General features: G+C 46.3%; 13 protein-coding genes and 1 tRNA gene. 2 read left to right on the top strand and 12 right to left on the bottom strand.

What is annotated here, in order from left to right:
* Positions 1-15 precede the first annotated feature (15 nt).
* The 9 genes from DW159_RS11375 to tig form a co-directional block, all read right to left on the bottom strand.
* A complete protein-coding gene (locus DW159_RS11375; protein WP_117550866.1) occupies positions 16-924 on the bottom strand; it encodes a hypothetical protein in 909 nt (302 codons plus the stop codon).
* A gap of 16 nt (positions 925-940) precedes the next feature.
* Positions 941-1,513, bottom strand: coding sequence for a hypothetical protein (locus DW159_RS11380; RefSeq protein ID WP_117550868.1), 573 nt, complete (start codon positions 1,511-1,513; stop codon positions 941-943).
* A gap of 77 nt (positions 1,514-1,590) precedes the next feature.
* The gene (gene lysS, locus DW159_RS11385) at positions 1,591-3,639 is read right to left on the bottom strand and encodes a lysine--tRNA ligase (RefSeq protein ID WP_117550870.1); all 2,049 of its coding nucleotides are present in this window, start codon (positions 3,637-3,639) and stop codon (positions 1,591-1,593) included.
* Between the two features lie 6 nt (positions 3,640-3,645).
* Complete coding sequence (gene greA / locus DW159_RS11390) at positions 3,646-4,131, bottom strand: transcription elongation factor GreA (RefSeq protein ID WP_117550872.1); 486 nt, start codon at positions 4,129-4,131, stop codon at positions 3,646-3,648.
* A 77-nt stretch (positions 4,132-4,208) separates the two neighbouring features.
* Positions 4,209-4,292: transfer RNA gene (locus DW159_RS11395), tRNA-Leu, on the bottom strand.
* A gap of 178 nt (positions 4,293-4,470) precedes the next feature.
* Positions 4,471-6,666, bottom strand: a complete 2,196-nt coding sequence (locus tag DW159_RS11400; RefSeq protein WP_117550874.1) for a hypothetical protein — start codon at positions 6,664-6,666, stop codon at positions 4,471-4,473.
* A 17-nt stretch (positions 6,667-6,683) separates the two neighbouring features.
* Positions 6,684-8,891 (bottom strand): fibronectin type III domain-containing protein, encoded by a 2,208-nt coding sequence (locus DW159_RS11405; protein ID WP_117550876.1) that lies wholly within the window; start codon positions 8,889-8,891, stop codon positions 6,684-6,686.
* Positions 8,892-9,073: 182 nt separating this feature from the next.
* Positions 9,074-10,180, bottom strand: a complete 1,107-nt coding sequence (locus tag DW159_RS11410; protein WP_117550878.1) for an FKBP-type peptidyl-prolyl cis-trans isomerase — start codon at positions 10,178-10,180, stop codon at positions 9,074-9,076.
* A 23-nt stretch (positions 10,181-10,203) separates the two neighbouring features.
* Entirely contained in the window at positions 10,204-11,442 is a 1,239-nt protein-coding gene (gene tig / locus DW159_RS11415; RefSeq protein WP_117550880.1) for a trigger factor, read from the bottom strand.
* Between the two features lie 482 nt (positions 11,443-11,924).
* On the opposite strand from tig, the gene nrdD reads away from it, so the two are divergent.
* A complete protein-coding gene (nrdD, locus tag DW159_RS11425; RefSeq protein WP_015533701.1) occupies positions 11,925-14,051 on the top strand; it encodes an anaerobic ribonucleoside-triphosphate reductase in 2,127 nt (708 codons plus the stop codon).
* 147 nt (positions 14,052-14,198) lie between these two features.
* Positions 14,199-14,738 (top strand): anaerobic ribonucleoside-triphosphate reductase activating protein, encoded by a 540-nt coding sequence (gene nrdG / locus DW159_RS11430; protein WP_055146690.1) that lies wholly within the window; start codon positions 14,199-14,201, stop codon positions 14,736-14,738.
* A 53-nt stretch (positions 14,739-14,791) separates the two neighbouring features.
* Here nrdG and dut read toward each other — a convergent pair whose 3' ends face one another.
* From dut to mfd, 3 genes are read right to left on the bottom strand one after another with little or no spacing between them, the layout of a single operon-like run.
* Positions 14,792-15,238, bottom strand: a complete 447-nt coding sequence (gene dut / locus DW159_RS11435; protein ID WP_055146693.1) for a dUTP diphosphatase — start codon at positions 15,236-15,238, stop codon at positions 14,792-14,794.
* A 13-nt stretch (positions 15,239-15,251) separates the two neighbouring features.
* Positions 15,252-16,280 carry a SurA N-terminal domain-containing protein gene (locus DW159_RS11440; protein WP_242992699.1) on the bottom strand — a complete coding sequence of 343 codons (1,029 nt, stop codon included), beginning with the start codon at positions 16,278-16,280 and terminating at the stop codon, positions 15,252-15,254.
* 57 nt (positions 16,281-16,337) lie between these two features.
* The gene (mfd, locus tag DW159_RS11445; protein ID WP_117550884.1) at positions 16,338-19,904 is read right to left on the bottom strand and encodes a transcription-repair coupling factor; all 3,567 of its coding nucleotides are present in this window, start codon (positions 19,902-19,904) and stop codon (positions 16,338-16,340) included.
* Position 19,905: the final 1 nt, after the last annotated feature.

Here is a 19,905-nt window from a genome sequence, read left to right on the forward strand (position 1 = left end):
TGTAGATGTCATAAATCACTCTACCCGTATCTTCAAAAAGTCTATGAGTGCTTCCAGCGTCAATTCCTCCTTGCGCCATATCCACTCTGTCTCTATCGTATAGAACAGCCCGCCGCCTATGTCACATGCCGCCGCAAACTTCTGTCTCTGCTTTCTGGACTTCTTATACTTGAATATATAATAGTAATAAAGTCTTACCTCTATCACTTCATGTTTCAGATATGCCCTTGTCCGCAGTTCCTCCGGGCAGGCTTCATCCTCCACCAGCTCATCCAGCACGTAATCCTCAGCCGTCTCATCATCGATAGCCTCCTGAAGTGAACAATAGACAAGTTCCGGCTTAAGCTCCTCATTAAACCCCGCAAATGCCGGATCACTGTCATCGCCATCTATCAGTCTATACCTCTGAGGCAGGTCAAAGCTTATCTTTCTGGCACCTGACTGCAATGAATATGTATTGGTTAATTGTGCATCTCCAGTCATCCCATAGATGTCCGCATATGGCATACCGTTTTTTCCATATACATTCCTATCATTTTCCATACCTGAACCTTCATCTAACTTTATAGATGTGTCCATTGAATCATATGTGTATCCGCCACCAGCATTTATCGTGCCAGAATAATCAGCATCACCATATCCTACACCATCATACTCGTTCCCACCGTTAGCAGCTCTATCCGCCTCGCTGGCCTTCTTCGCCTGAAATCCGGATACTAGGAACGACACAAAAGCCAGCAATCCGATCAGAAACATCAATCCCTGTTCCGAAATATACGACCACAGCTCTGACAGATCCGATATATTTCCATGTGACTCTTGATATATATTGTATATTCCTGCTCCCCAGAACAGCACCAGCATGGCCCCGGCCACGACAAAGCAGGCGATCGCACTCTGTAAAACATACTTTAATCTTCTCATCTACCCTTCACCCCTGTCATTTCGCTTTTAATACACACATGCTTGCATCAACATACCGCAAGCATCTAATCCAAAGATACCGCATATTATACCCTCCAGTTCGCAGAATATCAATTACATTTGATATTTGATTACTCTTCTCATACAGCCGTTTCATATAGTCTCTTATGCCATACCTGTTATAAAGTCCTGTGAGTGCATCGACCTTGGCGATCTTCGCGCGCTGCCTTGCAAATATGACGATCACTGCAATTATTAGCGCAAAAAGTATTTTCAATGCCACAAGGAACGGTATAGTGTTCGCCTCCACTAATCGCTTGAAGGACACGCTCTGGTTCTCACTCTTCATATACTCGTCCAGCATGATCGTATTTGTCTCTTTGACATCCGAGGCATCCGCCTGCAGATCGGTGTAGTCCTCACCTTTTATCTGCGCCATCGTGCCCTTGAGTGCATCGTTGGAGCTCTTGGAATCGCTCTTCACCATGACCTTCATTACGTCCATGGACTTAACAGAAAACTTGAGCTCAGCGCCATACTTACCGGACTTGTTCATGCCTGCGATCATGGATTTTGATCCGTCTCTCACACAAAAGAGAACCCCAAATCTGAAGTGTGTACTTCTAATCTGGGGTCCTTTTTCATATATACTAGATATATCCTATTTTAGTACAGCTTCGCACCTGCAGGAATATGGTTGTCAACCATCAGAAGGTGAAGCTTCTCCTCGCCCTCTTCCTCATGGATAGCTGAAAGAAGCATACCGCATGAATCGATTCCCATCATCTTTCTAGGTGGAAGGTTTGTTATTGCAATAAGTGTCTTGCCGACTAACTCCTCTGGCTCATAGAATGCATGGATTCCTGAGAGGATGGTTCTGTCTGTGCCTGTGCCGTCATCCAGTGTGAACTGAAGGAGCTTCTTGCTCTTTGGCACTGCTGAACATTCCTTAACCTTTACCGCTCTGAAGTCTGATCTTGAAAATGTCTCGAAATCAACCTCATCAGTAAAAAGTGGCTCTATATCTACCTTGGAGAAATCGATCTTCTCGTTTGGTGTGAAGAATCCGTTGTTGTCACCGGCTGTCTCAGATACTGAATCAGAATCTGAACCACCCTCACTCTTCATAGTTGGGAACAGAAGAACATCTCTGATCGCCTGTGAATCTGTAAGGAGCATAACCAGTCTGTCTATACCATAACCGATACCGCCTGTTGGAGGCATACCGATCTCAAGCGCATTGAGGAAATCCTCATCTGTGTGCTCAGCCTCGTCATCTCCGGCTGCGGCATTCGCATCCTGAGCGGCAAATCTCTCACGCTGATCGATAGGATCGTTCAGCTCTGAGTATGCGTTACACATCTCCCATGTGTTGATGAAGAGCTCGAAACGCTCAACCTTTGTAGGGTCTGAAGGCTTCTTCTTCGTAAGTGGTGAGATCTCGATCGGATGATCCATGATGAATGTAGGCTGGATCAGCTTCTCCTCACAGAACTCCTCGAAGAACAGGTTCACGATATCTCCCTTCTTGTGGCGCTCCTCGTACTCTACGTGATGCTCGTCAGCGATCTTCTTCGCCTCAGCGTCATCAGCAACCTGGTCAAAATCAACACCTGTATATTTCTTGATAGCGTCAACCATAGTCAGACGCTCAAATGGCTTGCCAAAGTCGATCTCGATTCCGTTGTATGAGATCTTGGTGCTTCCACATACCTTCTCTGCGAGGTAACGGAACATGGACTCTGTGAGCTCCATCATACCATAGTAATCTGTGTATGCCTGGTACAGCTCCATCAGAGTGAACTCAGGGTTGTGACGTGTGTCAACACCCTCGTTACGGAATACTCGTCCGATCTCGTATACTCTCTCAAGACCGCCGACGATAAGTCTCTTCAGGTAGAGCTCAAGTGATATACGGAGCTTTACATCCTCATTGAGTGCATTGTAATGTGTCTCAAATGGTCTGGCTGCGGCACCACCGGCATTGCTGACCAGCATAGGTGTCTCAACCTCCATGAAGTCACGTCCTGCCAGGAAGTTACGGATCTCCTTTAATATCTGTGATCTCTTGATAAATACTTCCTTGCTGTCCTGGTTCATGATGAGATCCACATATCTCTGACGATATCTCATATCTGTATCTGTCAGTCCGTGGAACTTCTCAGGAAGGATCTGGAGTGACTTAGAGAGAAGTGTGATCTCCTCTGCATGTATGGATATCTCACCAGTCTTTGTTCTGAATGCATATCCCTTAACTCCATATATATCACCGATATCTGACTTCTTGAAGTCAGCGTATGACTCCTCACCGATCTGATCTCTTGCAACATACACCTGAATGTTGCCCTTAAGATCCTGAATGTTACAGAAAGAAGCCTTACCCATGACACGCTTGAACATCATACGTCCTGCGATGCTCACATTGATAGGTGAAGCATCCATGATGGCTCTTCTCTCATTGTAATCGTTGTTTAAAACTTCTCTCTTCTCTGCCTCTTCAAGGTCCTCAACTGAAGGTGTCTGTCTACCAGCCAGAAGCTCTGCCTCATGTGCTGTGTACATCTCCTTCACATCTGCGCTGTGCTGCTGCACATCATACTTTGTTATGACAAATGGATCCTTGCCTGCCGCCTGAAGGTCTGCCAGCTTCTCGCGGCGCACCATCTGCAGCTTATTAAGATCCTGATCTTTTCCCTTGTTATTCTGCTCTGCCATCTTCTCTTACAGCTCCTGTCTCTTAATATCAAGTACTCTGTACTTAAATTCTCCGTCCGGTGCCTCCACCAGAACTTCCTCACCAACCTTTGCACCCTTGAGTGCCATTCCAACTGGTGACTCATCAGAGATCTTATTGTTCATGATATCAGCCTGTGATGATCCCACGATATCATACTCGATCTCCTCGGCAAACTCGTAGTCATATACAATTACCTTGCATCCGATACCCACAACTCCTGTATCGACCTCATCCTCATCAACTACTTCTATATTCTTAAGCATTGCCTCAAGCTGCTCGATTCTTGCCTCGATGTCTCTCTGCTCGTCCTTGGCTGCATCGTACTCTGCATTCTCTGACAGATCTCCCTGTTCTCTGGCCTCTTTGATCTTAGCTGCGATCTCTCTACGTTTATTAACCTTCAGATCCTGAAGCTCTTCCTCTATCTTCTTGAGACCTGAATAAGTAACCACATTCTTCTTCTCTGCCATTGCCGCACATACCTCCTAAATATCATAAATTATTGACTCCACAGCTCAGCATTTCCGCATACTATGGTATAAAAAAATGCGGAAGATGGGACTTGAACCCACACGGTATTGCTACCACAGGCACCTGAAGCCTGCGCGTCTGCCAATTCCGCCACTTCCGCATGTTCACAACGAACGTTAATATAATATACTGTTTGCCTTGGTATGTCAACCACTTTTTTTGCATTTCCGCAAGCATTTTCCCATAAAAAAGGGAAAACATATCTACCACATTTCCATGCATGTATGTATGTTTTCCCGCAAATATATCTACTGCTTGTTATTACCTAACATATGCCATTACTTTTTACTCTTGGCACTGGCGGTCTTGGAGTATGCTGACTGAGCAGCACATCCACCGTCGTTAACTGCCACTGCAGCGACCTTGTAATAGTATGTCTTGCCCTTTGCAGCCTTCTTGTCTGTAAAGCTGCATGATGATGTTGTACCGATCTTAGAGTACTTACCATTCTTCTTTGTTGCGCGATATACTACGTAGTTCTTCGCTCCTGTAACGCTACTCCACTTTACTGTGATCTTCTTGGCTCCGGTGTTAGATGCACCTGACATCTTTGGTGTACCTACAGCATGTGTATACACTGCCTTATACTGCTTTGCAACTTCATAGTCAATGCTGCAGTTAACCCCGCTGACAATTGTCGATGGCTGTATAAAATATGTATACTCAAGCTTGGTCGTGAGCTTGCGGTCACTGAAGTTTGTTGACGTTGTCTGTCCCAGCCACTGGGTTGTGCCGAGAACAGGGTTCATTCTGTATACTGTGTAAGAATCTGCACCAGGCACCGCTGACCATGTAACTCTGACCTCGGATGTGGACTTTCTCACAGCCTTTACATTCTTAGCAAGAGGGATATAGTTGACGCTGACGGATGTCATCTCGCCCTGCTTCTTACCCTTGTATGGCACTACGTATGCAGAGTAATACTTAATACCCTTACTGCTGCTTCCTGTATTCTTGAACTTGTATGTATTTCTGGCTGCAGATTTGATCACTGCAACCTGCTCAAGCTTATTTGTGTAGTTATTTCTCGCAAATATCTTGTAGCCTGAAGCTCCCCAGACTCTGTTCCACTTGAGATTGGTGTATATCGTCAGGTTTTTCTTGTCTTTGCTTGCAGATACCGTGGATGAGACAGCCTCGAGCTCTCTCACGCTCTCTGTGTATCCGGTCTGGAGCCATTTGTATGTCACGTTCTCACAAATGACCTTTCCACCTGAAACGCTCTGGCTCTTAAGCTTGAATGAATACTCAGCGCCAGATGCAAGTCCCTTGATGGTGCATGATGTTCCCTTTGTCGCAACAGCTCTCTTATATCTGTCTCCCGATATATCGGATCTCATATACCAGACTTCATACATATTTGCTCCGGCTGCCTTATCCCATGTGAGCTTTACTGAGCTCTTTGTGTTCTGAACCGCTGCGAGCTCTGTGGTACCCATGAGTATCTTTACGCCGCGGACCTCACTTGCAGTTCCCTTTGAAACCGCTCTGGTAGAGGCATCATAATACTTTGGAACTACCTTGTAGTAGTATGTCTTTCCAGCCTTAACTGTTGTATCTGTATACTCCGGTGTGTATATCGTCTTTATCTTCTTAAAGCCCTTTGTCTTTGAAGTTGAACGGTACAGATCGAACTGGTTAGCAGCGCCGTAATCGCTTACCGTTATATCAGCACCCTTTGCGCCTCTATCAACTGAAAGCTCCGCTGTTCCAAGCCTGCAGTCCACCTTTGCAACGGCTGATGTCTCTACAACCCTGGATGTCTTATTGTATGAGTCAGTTCCGGTTACTATCTTCGCCATATAGTAATAGGTATTTCCTACTTTTACATTATCATCATAATACCTCACTTCAGAAGCTCCATACATGTAACCGACGCCTGACAAAATCTTCGTAAAGCCTCCTGATGGCTTTGTGGATCTGTACACCTCATACCAGATATCATTCTGTACGTAGCTGTCAAATGGGAACGACACAGATACTCCACCTAATTCTCTATATCCGGTATCTCCCGTAGAATATGATACGTATTCTGAAGGCTTCCTGCTGCGGCTGAACTTAGGTGCTTCAAAATATATCTTTCCCGACTCCTGCGACACCGTCTGTCCATTGTCATCACTGACTACCAGCTTAAACTGATATGTCGCACCGGCAACTCCTCTGAATTCCGTATCCACATGCCAGCTTCCGTCATAGTCACTGTCTGTCCACGAGTCATACCATGCTCCATTTACATAGAGAACAGCCTCTGTTCCATATCCCAGAGCGCTTATATGTACAGAACCGCTGCTTACGGTATCCTGACCTCCTACACTAAAATATGTTATGGATGCTTCTTCAGCAAACGCCACCTCAGCCTGAGCGGACTGTACATCTGCGCTGCCGTCTGCTGCCATTGCTGGCAATGCATCACCAAACACCATGGTTGAAGCAAGCGCCACGCATAAAGCTTTCTTTATCAATCTATTCTTCATAGTTTACCCCTTTTCATCTATTTGCGGATCTTTATTCCCTTTGCATGTGATGCAACTGACTTGACTGTCTTTCCTCCATCATTAACTGTTGAAGCCACAACCTTGTAGTAATAGGTCGTTCTCTTCTTGAGCTTCTTGTTCATGTATGAAAGTTTTGTAGCTCCAGTCTTGCCGACCAGCTTGTATGTTCCATTCTTGCTGGTTGAGCGATATACATAGTATCTGGTTGCATTTGTAACCTTCTTCCATGTTACAGTCGCTGTACCCTTGGAACCGTTTACAACCTTTGTTATGGCCGGTGATGCAAGCTTATGTGTATAGTCACTGCTATACAAATCATATCCGCTGCTGAATCCAAAGTCTGTGCCTACAACAACAGAGTATGTATACTTCATTCCGTCTGTCACGTTCACATCCGTGAAGTTAGTTGCCTTTGTCGATCCTATGTACTGGCGTACACCGAGCTCTGTAGTTCTGTACACATAGTATTCCTTTGCCCCGCTTACAGCAGACCATGTTATCTTGGTCGATGTTGTGCTCTTCTTTACAGCCTTAACACGCTTTGCACTTGGCATCTCTGAATTCCACAGAGTGTTATCCTCACCGCTTGCCTTTCCCTTATATGGTCTCACATATATCTGAGAGTATTTGCGCTCCTTGCCCTTGGCACTTGTGTTTGTAAATGTATATGATGTCTTTTTTCCCGATTTTATCTTCTTGATGGTCTCTATCTTGCCTGTACTGCTGTTGAGGCCTGATATAACATATCCTGATGCGCCCCAGTCTCTGTACCATGTGAGAGAATATCTTACAGACAGGACATCCTTCTTGCCGTTCAGTGATGAAGATACAGCTCCCGCAGTCAGATCCTGGACTCTCTTGGTGTAACCCATGGTCCTCTCAGATGTATCTGTCGTCTCATATCTCACGGCAGCTCCTGATTTCTTGACTGTCCTTATCATCACCTTGTATGTTCCGTTCGGATCAAGCTTTGTAAGGGTGCATGAGTTTTTCTTGGTGACCACCATACGCTTGTATGCATCACCGGTTATATCCGTTCTCTTTGCCCATACCTCGTATGATACGTCTGCGGTATTGTCCGCAGCCCATGTACACTTCAGTGATCTGTTGCCTGTCTGTATAAGGCTAGGTGCACCTGCTGCATTCATGATAAACTTTACGCCGACAACACCAGATGTCTTTCCTGTTGTTATCTTTCGTGTCTGTGAGTCGTAATACTTTGGCACTACCTTGTAGTAGTATACCGTTCCACTCTTGACCGCTGTGTCCGTGAAATCAGCAGAATATATAGTCTTTATCTTTCTGTAGCCCTTGCTCTTGTTTGTTGAGCGGTACACATCGTACTGATTTGCAAAATTGCTGGTCATCCACAAGAATACTCCCGGCTTACTTATCTTTTCTGATACATTCATGCTTGAAGCATAGAGCTGATCCACCTCTGGAATGCCCACCTTTACTGGAGCTGTCTTACTTGTAGCTATGACCTTGCTCGTCTTCACATACTGATCTGAACCGCTCGCGATCCTGAATCTGTAATAATATGTAGTTCCGGTCTTCGCAGTGCTGTCAAGATATGCAAGTCTTGACGTGTAAGATTCACTTCCCGTTGCGATCGTGGTAAATGGCCCACCTGACTTGGTCGCTCTCTGAACCTCATACTTGACCTCATCTGAATGCCTGCTATCAAGATATACGCTGACAGACACATAGCCTGGTTTTGCATAGCCAGTGCTTCCGACTGTATATCCTACACTAACACTAGGATCACCATCAAAGCTCACCTTGTCAGTTTTGACCGGTGAAACCTTCTGTACAGTCACCTCTCCATTTGAATCGTAGGCTCTGACCTCTGCGTTGTAGGTGGAATCAAGCAGCGCCGGGATCTCACAGTTAATACTAAAGGACTGCTGGTCCTCTCCGTTGTACTGTTCCCCGCACTTTACTCCATTGACCCAGACCTCAACTCTGTAAGCCTGGCCGCTTGCATTGATCGTTATGGTCCTTGAGTTCTTATAAGCTCCCGCATACCATATGCTGACATTGGCTGCCGCCACATCAGCCTGTTCCTCCGCCGCCACTGTGGCAGCAGTTCTTCCGTCTGCCGCATTTTCCACACTGGCTGCCATAGCCGTGCCCGCCTCACCGAGCATCATGGCTGAAGCCAGAGCAATGCACAGACATTTTCTCGCAATGTTCTTTCTCATAATATCCCCTTTCCTTTTCTATCTTTAAAATAAAGACATGTTCTCTTTTATTTTAAATTCCCGGAGCCCCTTAGTCAATGTGGATAAACCACAGATTCATTTGTCTATAGACGACAATAGAGACCGGGCATAAAACCTCGGTCTCTATCAGCTTATCCATATTCAAATATATCGCGTGCAGCTTACTCCTCTGTGGCTGCCTCAGATGCATCTGTTGCAGTTGCCTCCACCTGAACTGATCTGTTCATGAGATAGTCAAGCACGTTCTCCTCTGTGGCATAGAACATCAGGTCTGACTCTGAGTAATACTTGTCCACGTCTGAGTCATTCTCCAGATTGTTCTTGTCCATAACCTTCTGTCTGTACGCCTTTATGTCTGCGTTATCGGCGATGAGGTCATTGTCCATTGCTATGCATGACACAACGATCTTCTCCTTCATGACGTTCTCAACTGTGGTGTGAAGGTACTCAAGGAATGATGCCTCGTCCTCATATCCATAGAAATACTTCATATATGCCTCGAAGTCGATTCCGTAGTTGTCTGCGGCACTTCTCACATTTGACACCATGGACTGAACGTATGAAGCTACCTCATCCTCAGGATACTTGTCAAATGTAACCTTCTCCTCAACAGCCTTGAGAACAGAAGCTCTGTCTGTCTCGTCCGCGGAATCGTCCTTGTCCTTCTGAACATCCTCCTTCAGATGTGCTGTGTAGTCATCGGTTGTTGTGTACTCACCATCAGTAGCCTTCTTGACCAATGCGTCTGTGTACTCAGGCACCGTGGTAACTGATATATAATTGATCGTAACCTTGTACTCTGCTGTGAGCCCTGCAACGGTGGTGTCACTGTAATCATCAGGATATGTAACTGTCACCGTTCTGACATCACCGGCCTTGCTTCCTATAAGCTGATCATCACTTCCATCACCAAGAGTATTGCTACCCATTGTCAGTGTGTAGCCAGTCTTGCTGTCCTTCTCCGTCCCGGAAACCGTCTCAACATAATCTACGTTAACCTTGTCGCCATCAGCTACTGCACTTGTCTTGTCCTGTGTAGTCTCAGAATTGTCACTGCAAAAACTGCTTATCGCACTGTTTACATCGTCCTCGGTCACCTCTCTCGATGCCGGAACATATTCGATATCAGTGTATGCCGCCTTGTCTATGGTCGCACACTTTGAAAACTTCTTAAACTGGCTCTTTGTGTCATTGCTGCCACAGCCTGTCATCAGACCTGCGCACATGACTGCCACCATTCCTGCTGCAATTATCTTCCTTGCTCTCATATCTTTTCTCCGTACCCCTTTATTTACTCTTCAGCCTGCTCCGCGTCAGCGGCCTCTGTGCTGTCTGTTGACTCTGAGGTCTCTGTCGTTTCAGTTGTCGAAGCCGCTGTTGCCTTTGCATTGTCCATAAGGAAATTCATGACCTTCTCTGCCAGAGCGTTGTACTTTATCTCAACGTCTGTAAGATTCTGTCTGAGTGTAGACTCATCAACACTGTTCTTCGTTGCATAATCAGCTATATACTTATCAGCCTCGTCATCTGTGACACTGATATTCTCTTTCTTGGCAATGGCACATACTACCATTCTCTCCTTCTGTGATTCCTCACAAACCTGCTGTACATACTGTTCAAATGCAGCGCTGTCATCATATCCATAGTAGTAGTAGATATATGTGTCATACTCTATTCCGTTTGTCTCTGCCTGAGTCTTTATGGATGTTATGATCTTGTCAGCATTCGCCTGAACATCATCTGCTGATATGTTCTCTATTGTACTGTTGTTTATAACGGCAACCATGACCTCATTCTGAGCACTTGCAAGAGCTGAATCCTCCTTGCTCTGCTTAAGCTGCTCACGTACAGATGCCTCATACTCAGCAGTTGTCTTATATGAAGTATTGTTTGCAACCAGCTCATCATTGTATGTAGCCGGTTTATCTATCTTTATATAGTTAAGTGTCGTCTCGAACTTGGCCGCCTTGCCATTTAACTCATCCTTGCCATAATTCTCAGGAAAGGTTACATTCACGGTAAATGTCTCTCCCGGCTTATGTCCAACTATCTGATCCTCAAAGTTATCTATGAATGAACCAGAACCAAGGACGAGATCATATCCGCTTCCGTTGGTGTTACCACCTTCGAACTCCTCACCATCTACAGTTCCGACAAAGTCAATATTTACTGTATCTCCGTTCTTCGCCTCGCTGGTTGTGTCCTTATCAAATGTAGCAAGTCCGTTCACAAATGAATCAACCTTGGCCTGAACCTCATCATCCGTGACATCAGTGCCCTTCTCCTCATACTCCATGCCCTTGTACTCACCGAGTGTTACATCGGCTGCGTACTGGTCTATCATATCTTCTATAGAAGCAAATTCTTCTGATGAATTGTCAGCACTCTCTGTAGCATCAGAAGATGTTGCCTTACTCGCTGTATTATCCAGCTTTCCACTCGTACCATTACTGTCGCCACAGCCTGTCATAAATGACATGGACAGAGCGAGTGCAAGAACAACTGCACATCCCTTATTAAATTTTCGCATAATCATACCTCTTTTACTTTTTATTAGAAGTGTAACCATCTTCATGATAAACTTCAACGAGTAAACTTATACCATATTTTCCTGTAAAAATAAAGCAATTTGAAATAATTCATAGAATTCTCACAAATGATTTCACATTCCTATAACAGGAAGTTTTACATCTGTTTTTGTGATGTATTTTATCTGTCCCACATTAATCAAAGGCAAATCCACAATATGTTGTGTCCACATATTTTTTATTTTTCTATATTTTGTATTTTTTGCAAATCTCCTATAGACAAACAAAATGGGGAATGATATAATCGACCATGTTGAGACATCAGTGTGAGATTTGCGACGAGGCACCTTATTTGTCGCTAATTTTTTTGCGGCTTTTTCAGCCCACACACTATATATTGATGTCTCCTGTATGGTAGTATACAATATTTAGGGGGCGTACTTTTTTTAACGCCCATTCACATCACACACAGGGAGAATGGGAAATGCAAGTTATCAAGAGAGACGGTCGTGCTGTTACTTACGACCGAAGCAAGATCATATTGGCTATCCAGAAGGCTAACTCGGAGGTGGAGCCTTGTGAGAAGATCTCTGACGAGAAGATCGAGGAGATCGTCGGAAGCATCGAAGCCAAGAACCGAAAGAGAATGCTCGTTGAAGATATCCAGGATATCATCGAGCAGGGGCTGATGGCCGACGGCAAGTTTGTCCTTGCCAAGACCTACATTATATACAGATACAGCCGTGAGCTCATCAGAAAGGCAAATACGACTGATGATTCTATCCTCAGTCTTATCCAGAACAGGAATAAGGATGTCATGGAGGAGAATTCCAACAAGAATGCCACCGTCGCATCCACACAGCGTGATCTTATCGCAGGAGAGGTATCAAAGGATCTTACCAAGAGAATGCTCCTCCCTGAGAAGATATCCAAGGCTCATGAGGAGGGCGCCATCCACTTCCACGACGCAGATTATTTCCTCCAGCCTATATTCAACTGCTGCCTTATCAACATTGGGGATATGCTTGACAACGGCACAGTCATGAACGGCAAGCTCATAGAGAGCCCGAAGAGCTTCCAGGTGGCATGTACCATCGTGACTCAGATCATCGCATCTGTCGCATCCAGCCAGTACGGCGGCCAGTCAGTCGATGTCCGTCACCTTGGAAAGTACCTCAGAAAGAGCTACAACAAATATAAAAAGAGATACACCGAAGAGTTCGGCGACAAGATAGACCCTGACACACTTGAGAAGCTCATCACAGAGAGACTCAAGGACGAGCTGAAGTCGGGAGTCCAGACTATCCAGTATCAGATAAATACTCTGATGACCACCAACGGCCAGTCTCCATTTGTCACTCTCTTCCTCAACCTCAGAGAGGACGACGAGTACATCAAGGAGAACGCCATGATCATCGAGGAGATCCTCAGACAGAGACTTGAGGGAATCAAGAACGAGGCAGGCGTGTATGTTACACCTGCATTCCCTAAGCTCATATATGTCCTTGACGAGCACAACTGCCTCAAGGGCGGTGAGTACGACTATATCACAGAGCTCGCCATCAAGTGTTCTGCCAAGAGAATGTACCCTGATTACATATCAGCCAAGAAGATGCGTGAGAACTACGAGGGAAATGTATTCTCATGCATGGGATGCCGTTCATTCCTCTCCCCATGGAAGGATGAGAACGGAGAATATAAATGGGAAGGCCGTTTCAACCAGGGAGTTGTCAGTCTTAATCTTCCACAGATAGCTATACTTGCAAAGGGAGACGATGACAAGTTCTGGAGTCTTCTGGATGAGAGACTGCAGCTCTGCTACGACGCACTCATGTGCCGCCACAGAGCCCTCGAGGGTGTAACCTCTGACGTCAGCCCAGTCCACTGGCAGTACGGTGCCATCGCCAGACTTAAGAAGGGCGAGGTTATCGATCCACTGCTCCACAACGGTTACTCAACCATATCACTGGGATACATCGGTGTATATGAGACCACCAAGCTCATGCGTGGTGTGAGCCACACAGATCCTGTGGGTGAGGAATTTGCACTGAAGCTTATGCACAAGCTCCGCGCAGCCTGCGACAAATGGAAGGCAGATACGGGACTTGGCTTCGGACTCTACGGAACTCCGGCCGAGAGCCTTTGCTACAGATTTGCACGTATCGACAAAGAGCGTTTCGGAACCATAAAGGATGTCACAGACAAGGGCTACTACACCAACTCTTACCACGTTGATGTCCGTGAGAAGATCGATGCATTCAGCAAGTTCAGATTTGAAAGCCAGTTCCAGACCATATCATCAGGTGGTGCCATCTCATATGTTGAGATACCAAACATGCGCAACAACCTGGATGCTCTGGCAGAGGTCGTAAGATATATATACGACAACATACAATATGCTGAGTTCAACACCAAGTCTGACTACTGTCATGTATGTGGATACGATGGTGAGATCCTCATCAACGATGACGGCGAATGGGAATGTCCGCAGTGTGGCAACAAGGATCACAACAAGATGAATGTTACCAGAAGAACCTGCGGTTATCTTGGCGAGAACTTCTGGAACGTGGGTAAGACCAAAGAGATAAAGGCAAGAGTGCTTCATCTATAGTCTTTTATAGAAAAACACTTGATATATTCAGGCAACTGATATAAAATAACAATATGCATTAATAATTTCAATTGTATGGTCTGCATGTCGTAGAGGGCAACGCAGGCCATACTTTTGTTTTAAGATAAATTTAGAAGGGATCACATTATGAATTACGCAGATATCAAACTATTTGATGTGGCAAACGGAACCGGCGTCAGAGTGTCTGTATTTGTATCCGGCTGCACACACCACTGCAAGAACTGTTTCAACCCTGACACATGGGATTTCGGCTACGGCAAGCCGTTCACGGATGTGGAGATCAACCACATAATAGATAGTTGCAAGGAGGACTATATAGCAGGTCTCTCCCTGCTCGGCGGAGAACCTATGGAATATGTGAACCAGCAGGGGCTTCTTCCTCTGGCAAGAAAGTTCAAGGAGACCTACCCTGACAAGACCATCTGGTGCTACACCGGTTATACATTTGAAACCGATCTCTTAGACCGCATGTGTAATGAATGGGAGTATACAAAAGAACTTCTCTCCTACATTGACGTCCTTGTGGACGGAGAATTCATAGACGAACAGAAGGATCTGTCACTGAGATTCAAGGGCTCAAGGAACCAGCGTATCATAGATGTACCAAAGTCCTTGAAGACAGGCACCACAGTCCTGTGGGATGAAAGCGGAAAGTATTTTAAATAAAAGAAAAGCGGTCTGGCACACCATTAAAATGATGATGCACGGCCGCTTTTTTGTTACTTTCCTGTTGAACCGAATCCGCCGGCTCCTCTGACTGTATCGCTGAGCTCGTCCACCTGATGGAATGCTCCAACGATATAAGGAGCGATCACAAGCTGTGCTATTCTCTCCTCAGGCTCAACCGTCTGTGCCTGGGTTCCGTGATTGTGGAGTGCAACCATGATTTCCCCTCTGTAATCCGCATCCACAACTCCAACCTTATTGGCCGGTGCAAGCCCCTTCTTGGATGCCAGACCGCTTCTCGCATACACAAGTCCTGCAAATCCCTCAGGTATCTCCATGGCTATACCCGTGTGAACCATCACCGTCTGTCCCGGCTCTATAGTAATCGCCTCATCAAGACACGCATACAGATCCGCCCCCGCTGCGTACTCTGAACCGTATGTCGGTATGACTGCCTTTTCATCCAGCTTCTTAATATTGATATCGTATACTGTTGCCATCTTTCTTCTCCTCTTATTCGTCAAATTTTATCTTGTTGTACACATCCATATCCACACTCTTACTGTATGAATATCCGCTGTCCAGCTCATCTATCCAGTCCTTCACAAGGTTGTCATAGTATTCCGCATCAGCGGCATCCGTGAGCTTCTTCTTGTTCTCGGCCGTGGCCTTCTCATCCGTAATGCTTATCATCTGGAATATATGGTAACCATACTCAGTCTCCACCACCGTGGATATCTCGCCATCCGACATGCTGTACAGTATGTCCAGCGTATCCTGGCCATAGGTGCTCAATATATCATCCCTGCTCATCGTATGTGTTCCCGCATACTTAAGCTCCTTTGCGCTTCCAAGGAATGATATATCCATATCTGTGCCATCCGAGGCTTCCTCTATGGATTCATATGCCTCATCCGCCTTTTTCTTCTGCTCATCTATCTTGTCCTGTGAGTACAGGGTGATATTTCCATAATCGTCCTCCGAGTAGCACTCAAAGAACATGTCATAAAATGTACTCATCCTGGCCTGCTCATCGGATATCTCCGTGGAGCTCTGCTTCATCACATAATCATATATCTTGTCTGCCAGTGCGCTCTCACGCAAAACTCTCTTCACCGTATCGAGTTCAAGTCCAACCTCTGCGATCTGGGCATCAGTCAATTTGTCATAGAACTCTTGCGCCGCCGTATCCTGATCCTTCTGCTCGCTTGCAGTCAGGCTTATGCCGTACTCCCCGGATTTGGTTATAAGAGTCTTGGTCTTTATGAGCTTTGATATCGCCTGACGCCTTGCTGCATCCACGGCATCCATCTCCAGACCATCATCAGTCACTATGCTCTGTTTCCACACGTCACTGCCATACTTTGATTCGTACTCCTCCTTCACAGTCTGGGCATAAATATACACCTCGTCTATCTCTATGTTCTGCCCATTGTATCTGAGAACTACCTCCTTGCCAGTCTCCTCAGTGGCATCACTGCCACATCCAGTCACGGCAAATGCACATATGAGCGCCAGCAGCACACACAACCATCTCTTCAACTGAACCGCACCTCCTTATCTTTGTATTCTCCTGTCTGTATATTTCTAACTCATTATCTATGCTTTGTTATCCACACTGTCTTCTTCACTGTGGGTCATTATCAACATCTGGGACATATCCGCCACGACAAATTCCGCCTTTCTGAGAAGATCATTTTTCTCCTCCCGTCCAAGCTTCAATATAAACTCAGGCTTTGCCCCCATGACAAATTTCATCCTGCCTGAATAACTCTTAACGAGCTCATCTATCCCATCTACATTTATGTCAGCCCTGTTGTACATGACAAATCTCAGGTCTCCGTCCTTGTACCATATACGGGTTATGAAGCAGATATTTGCATTTGCCCTTAACAGTGCCACATCAAGAAGATTCATTGTCTCGTCAGGGATGTCGCCAAATCTGTCAATGAGCTCATCCACTATGTCATTGTACTCATCCTCATTCTTGATGAGGGATATTCTCTTACAAAGCTCCAGCTTGACAAAGTCGTTTTTGACGTACGTCTCAGGGATGAACGAATCCACCGGAAGGTCTATCTCCGTCTCGTATTCATGGAAAACCTTCTCGCCGCGGAGCTCCCTGACCGCATCATTAAGCATCTTGCAGTAAAGGTCATAGCCCACGACCTCATAGTTGCCCGACTGACTCTCGCCCAGGACGCTTCCCGCACCTCTGATGTTGAGATCCGCCTTGGACACCTTGACTCCCGAGCCGAGATCCGTATATTCTTTTATCGCTCTAAGTCTCTTCTCAGCGACCTCGGATATCATCTTGTTGCGCCTGTAGAACATAAATGCAAATGCACTTCTGTCCGAGCGACCAACTCTTCCGCGTAACTGGTAGAGCTGTGCCAGACCAAACAGGTTAGCGTCGTGTATGATTATGGTATTTGCATTCGGTATATCAAGTCCGGTCTCTATGATGGTCGTGCACACAAGCACGTCTATCTCCTTTTTGTTGAACCGGTACATGATGTCCTCCAGCGTGCGGCCATCCATCTGTCCATGGGCAAACTCTACATTTGCATATGGCACGAGGCTTCTCACATCATCCGCAAATCTCTCTATGCCTTCGACCCTGTTGTACACATAGTATACCTGACCATGCCTTGCAAGCTCTCTGGCAATCGCCTCCCTGGCAAGCTCCCTGTCATACTCCATGACATAGGTCTGTATCGGTCTCCTGTCCACCGGAGGCTCCTCAAGCAGGCTCATGTCTCTGATTCCGACAAGACTCATATGGAGTGTTCTCGGGATAGGCGTCGCCGTCAGTGTCAGAACATCCACATTGGTCTTCATCTCTTTTATCTTCTCTTTGTGATTTACACCGAATCTCTGTTCCTCATCTATTATGAGAAGTCCCAGATTCTTGAACTCCACATCCTTTGAGAGCAGCCTGTGGGTTCCTATGACTATGTCCACCTTGCCCTCTTTCAGCTCTCTGAGTGTAGATTTTATCTCCTTCTGGGTACAGAATCTGCACAACAGTCTCACCGTCACTGGATAATCCTTCATTCGCTCTGTGAACGTCTCATAATGCTGCTCGGCAAGGATCGTGGTCGGCACAAGATACGCAACCTGTTTGCTGTCACCGACAGCCTTGAACGCAGCACGGATCGCCACCTCAGTCTTGCCAAATCCAACGTCTCCGCACACCAGTCTGTCCATGATCTTATGGCTCTCCATATCCGCCTTGACATCCTCTATGGCCTTTAACTGATCGTCAGTCTCAGTATAAGGAAATGTCTCCTCGAACTCCTTCTGCCACTCGGAATCAGGAGAATAGGCAAAGCCTTCCCTCGCCTGTCTCTCTGAGTACAGCTTTACAAGATGCTGAGCCACCTCGCTGACATGGCCCTTAACCTTGTTTCTTACCTTCTGCCACTCACTGCCACCGAGTCTGTTGATCTTCGGGGCTCGGCTCTCCTTGCTCCTGTACTTCTGTATCCTGTCCGTCTCGGAAGCCAGGACATATAATTTGCCGCCCTCAGCATACTCGATGACCAGATAGTCCTTCAAGGCGCCGTCGACCTCTATCTTCTCAAGCCCACGATAGATACCTATTCCGTACTTCTCATGGACCACATAATCGCCCACGCTCACATCCGAGAATGACTTTACTATCTCCCCGGCACGCGGCAGCTTCTTCCTCGAAGCCTGCGAATGTGATGTCTTGCTGGAGAACACATCTCCCTCACTGACCACGATGAGCTTCATCTCCGGTATCATAAAACCGGCTCTGAGCCTTCCCGGCATGACCGCCATCTCTCTGGCAGCCAGAGCTTTGTCCGGGTCGTTCAGGTAATGACATATGACGTCATTGTCCATGAGGTTATCGACCATTCTCTTCGCACCGACCGATGATGGCGATACGAACAGGACGCTGTATTTGTCCTTCTTCCATTTCTTGATATCAGTAACCAGCGCATCAAAATTGTTCCTGTAGCTGTGAACCTCCCTGCTCTCGATCTCCACGCGGTGAGCATACTTTACACGGTCATCCTCACCCACAAATGAGTCAAAGCCCACAACCTTGTAGCGTCTGCATTTTTCCAGAACATCATCATAAGTGAACAGAACCTTCATCTGCCCCGGGAGGATATATCCCCCCTCCAGCCTGTGCGTCAGGCTGCTAAGAAAACTCTTCTCACTGCCATCCGCCTTCTCCGTGACCTTCTTCGTCTCATCTATGAAAATGTACGCATCCTCCGGCAGGCAGTCCACCAGAGACACCGTGTCACTGTAGAAATAATCAACATAGCTGTCCACTCCGTATATCGCACTGAACTCCGTGAGCTGTTCCTTCAGCGTGGCTATTTCGCCCTTTATCCTGGCATACGCCTCCGTCTGAAATGAATCCTTAAGCTTCTTCGCATACGGCTTCAGCTCTGCCTCCAGCCTGTGTATACCTCTGTCGATCCTCTCCTTTGAAAGCACCATCTCTCCCGCGGGATAAATTACAAGTTCATCCACATCCTCTATGGATCTCTGGCTCTCCGCATCAAATGTCTTGATGGTATCGACTTCATCGTCCCACATGTCTATTCTGTATGGACATTCCTCAGTCAGCGGAAATATGTCCACGATACCGCCTCGTATGGCAAATTGTCCCGGCTCCTCCACACTGTCAGTTTTTTCATAACCAAGGTCCACCAGCTTGCCCTTAAGCTCATCCAGATCAAGAGACTGTGCCGCATGGATATTTATCACGTATTTTTTCATATAGGACAGTGCAGGTATCTTGTCATACATTGCATCTACCGTGGCTATGATCGTACATGGTTCTCCCGTTGCCAGACGCCGAAGGACCTCCATGCGCCGTCTGGTTATGGCATTGCCGTGGACATCTGCACTGAAGAACAGAATATCCTTTGCAGGATACATATATACATCCCTTCCGTAGAACTTCATATCGCTGTACAGCTCCTCCGCACGCCTGTCGTTATATGTCAGTATCAGGCGCACCGATGCGTCATCACCGAAGCCCTGCATCATGAATACTCTGTCCGTGCCCTCGCCCGTCGTACCTGTCACATTGACAAATCCATCTCCGGATGCAAGCCACTCCTTCAACTCTGTATATATATTCAGTTTTTCAAATGGCTCACCAAGTACACGTATCATT

The sequence above is a fragment of the Coprococcus sp. AM14-16 genome (genome assembly GCF_003434675.1).
GTDB classification, from domain to species: Bacteria; Bacillota; Clostridia; order Lachnospirales; family Lachnospiraceae; genus Coprococcus; species Coprococcus aceti.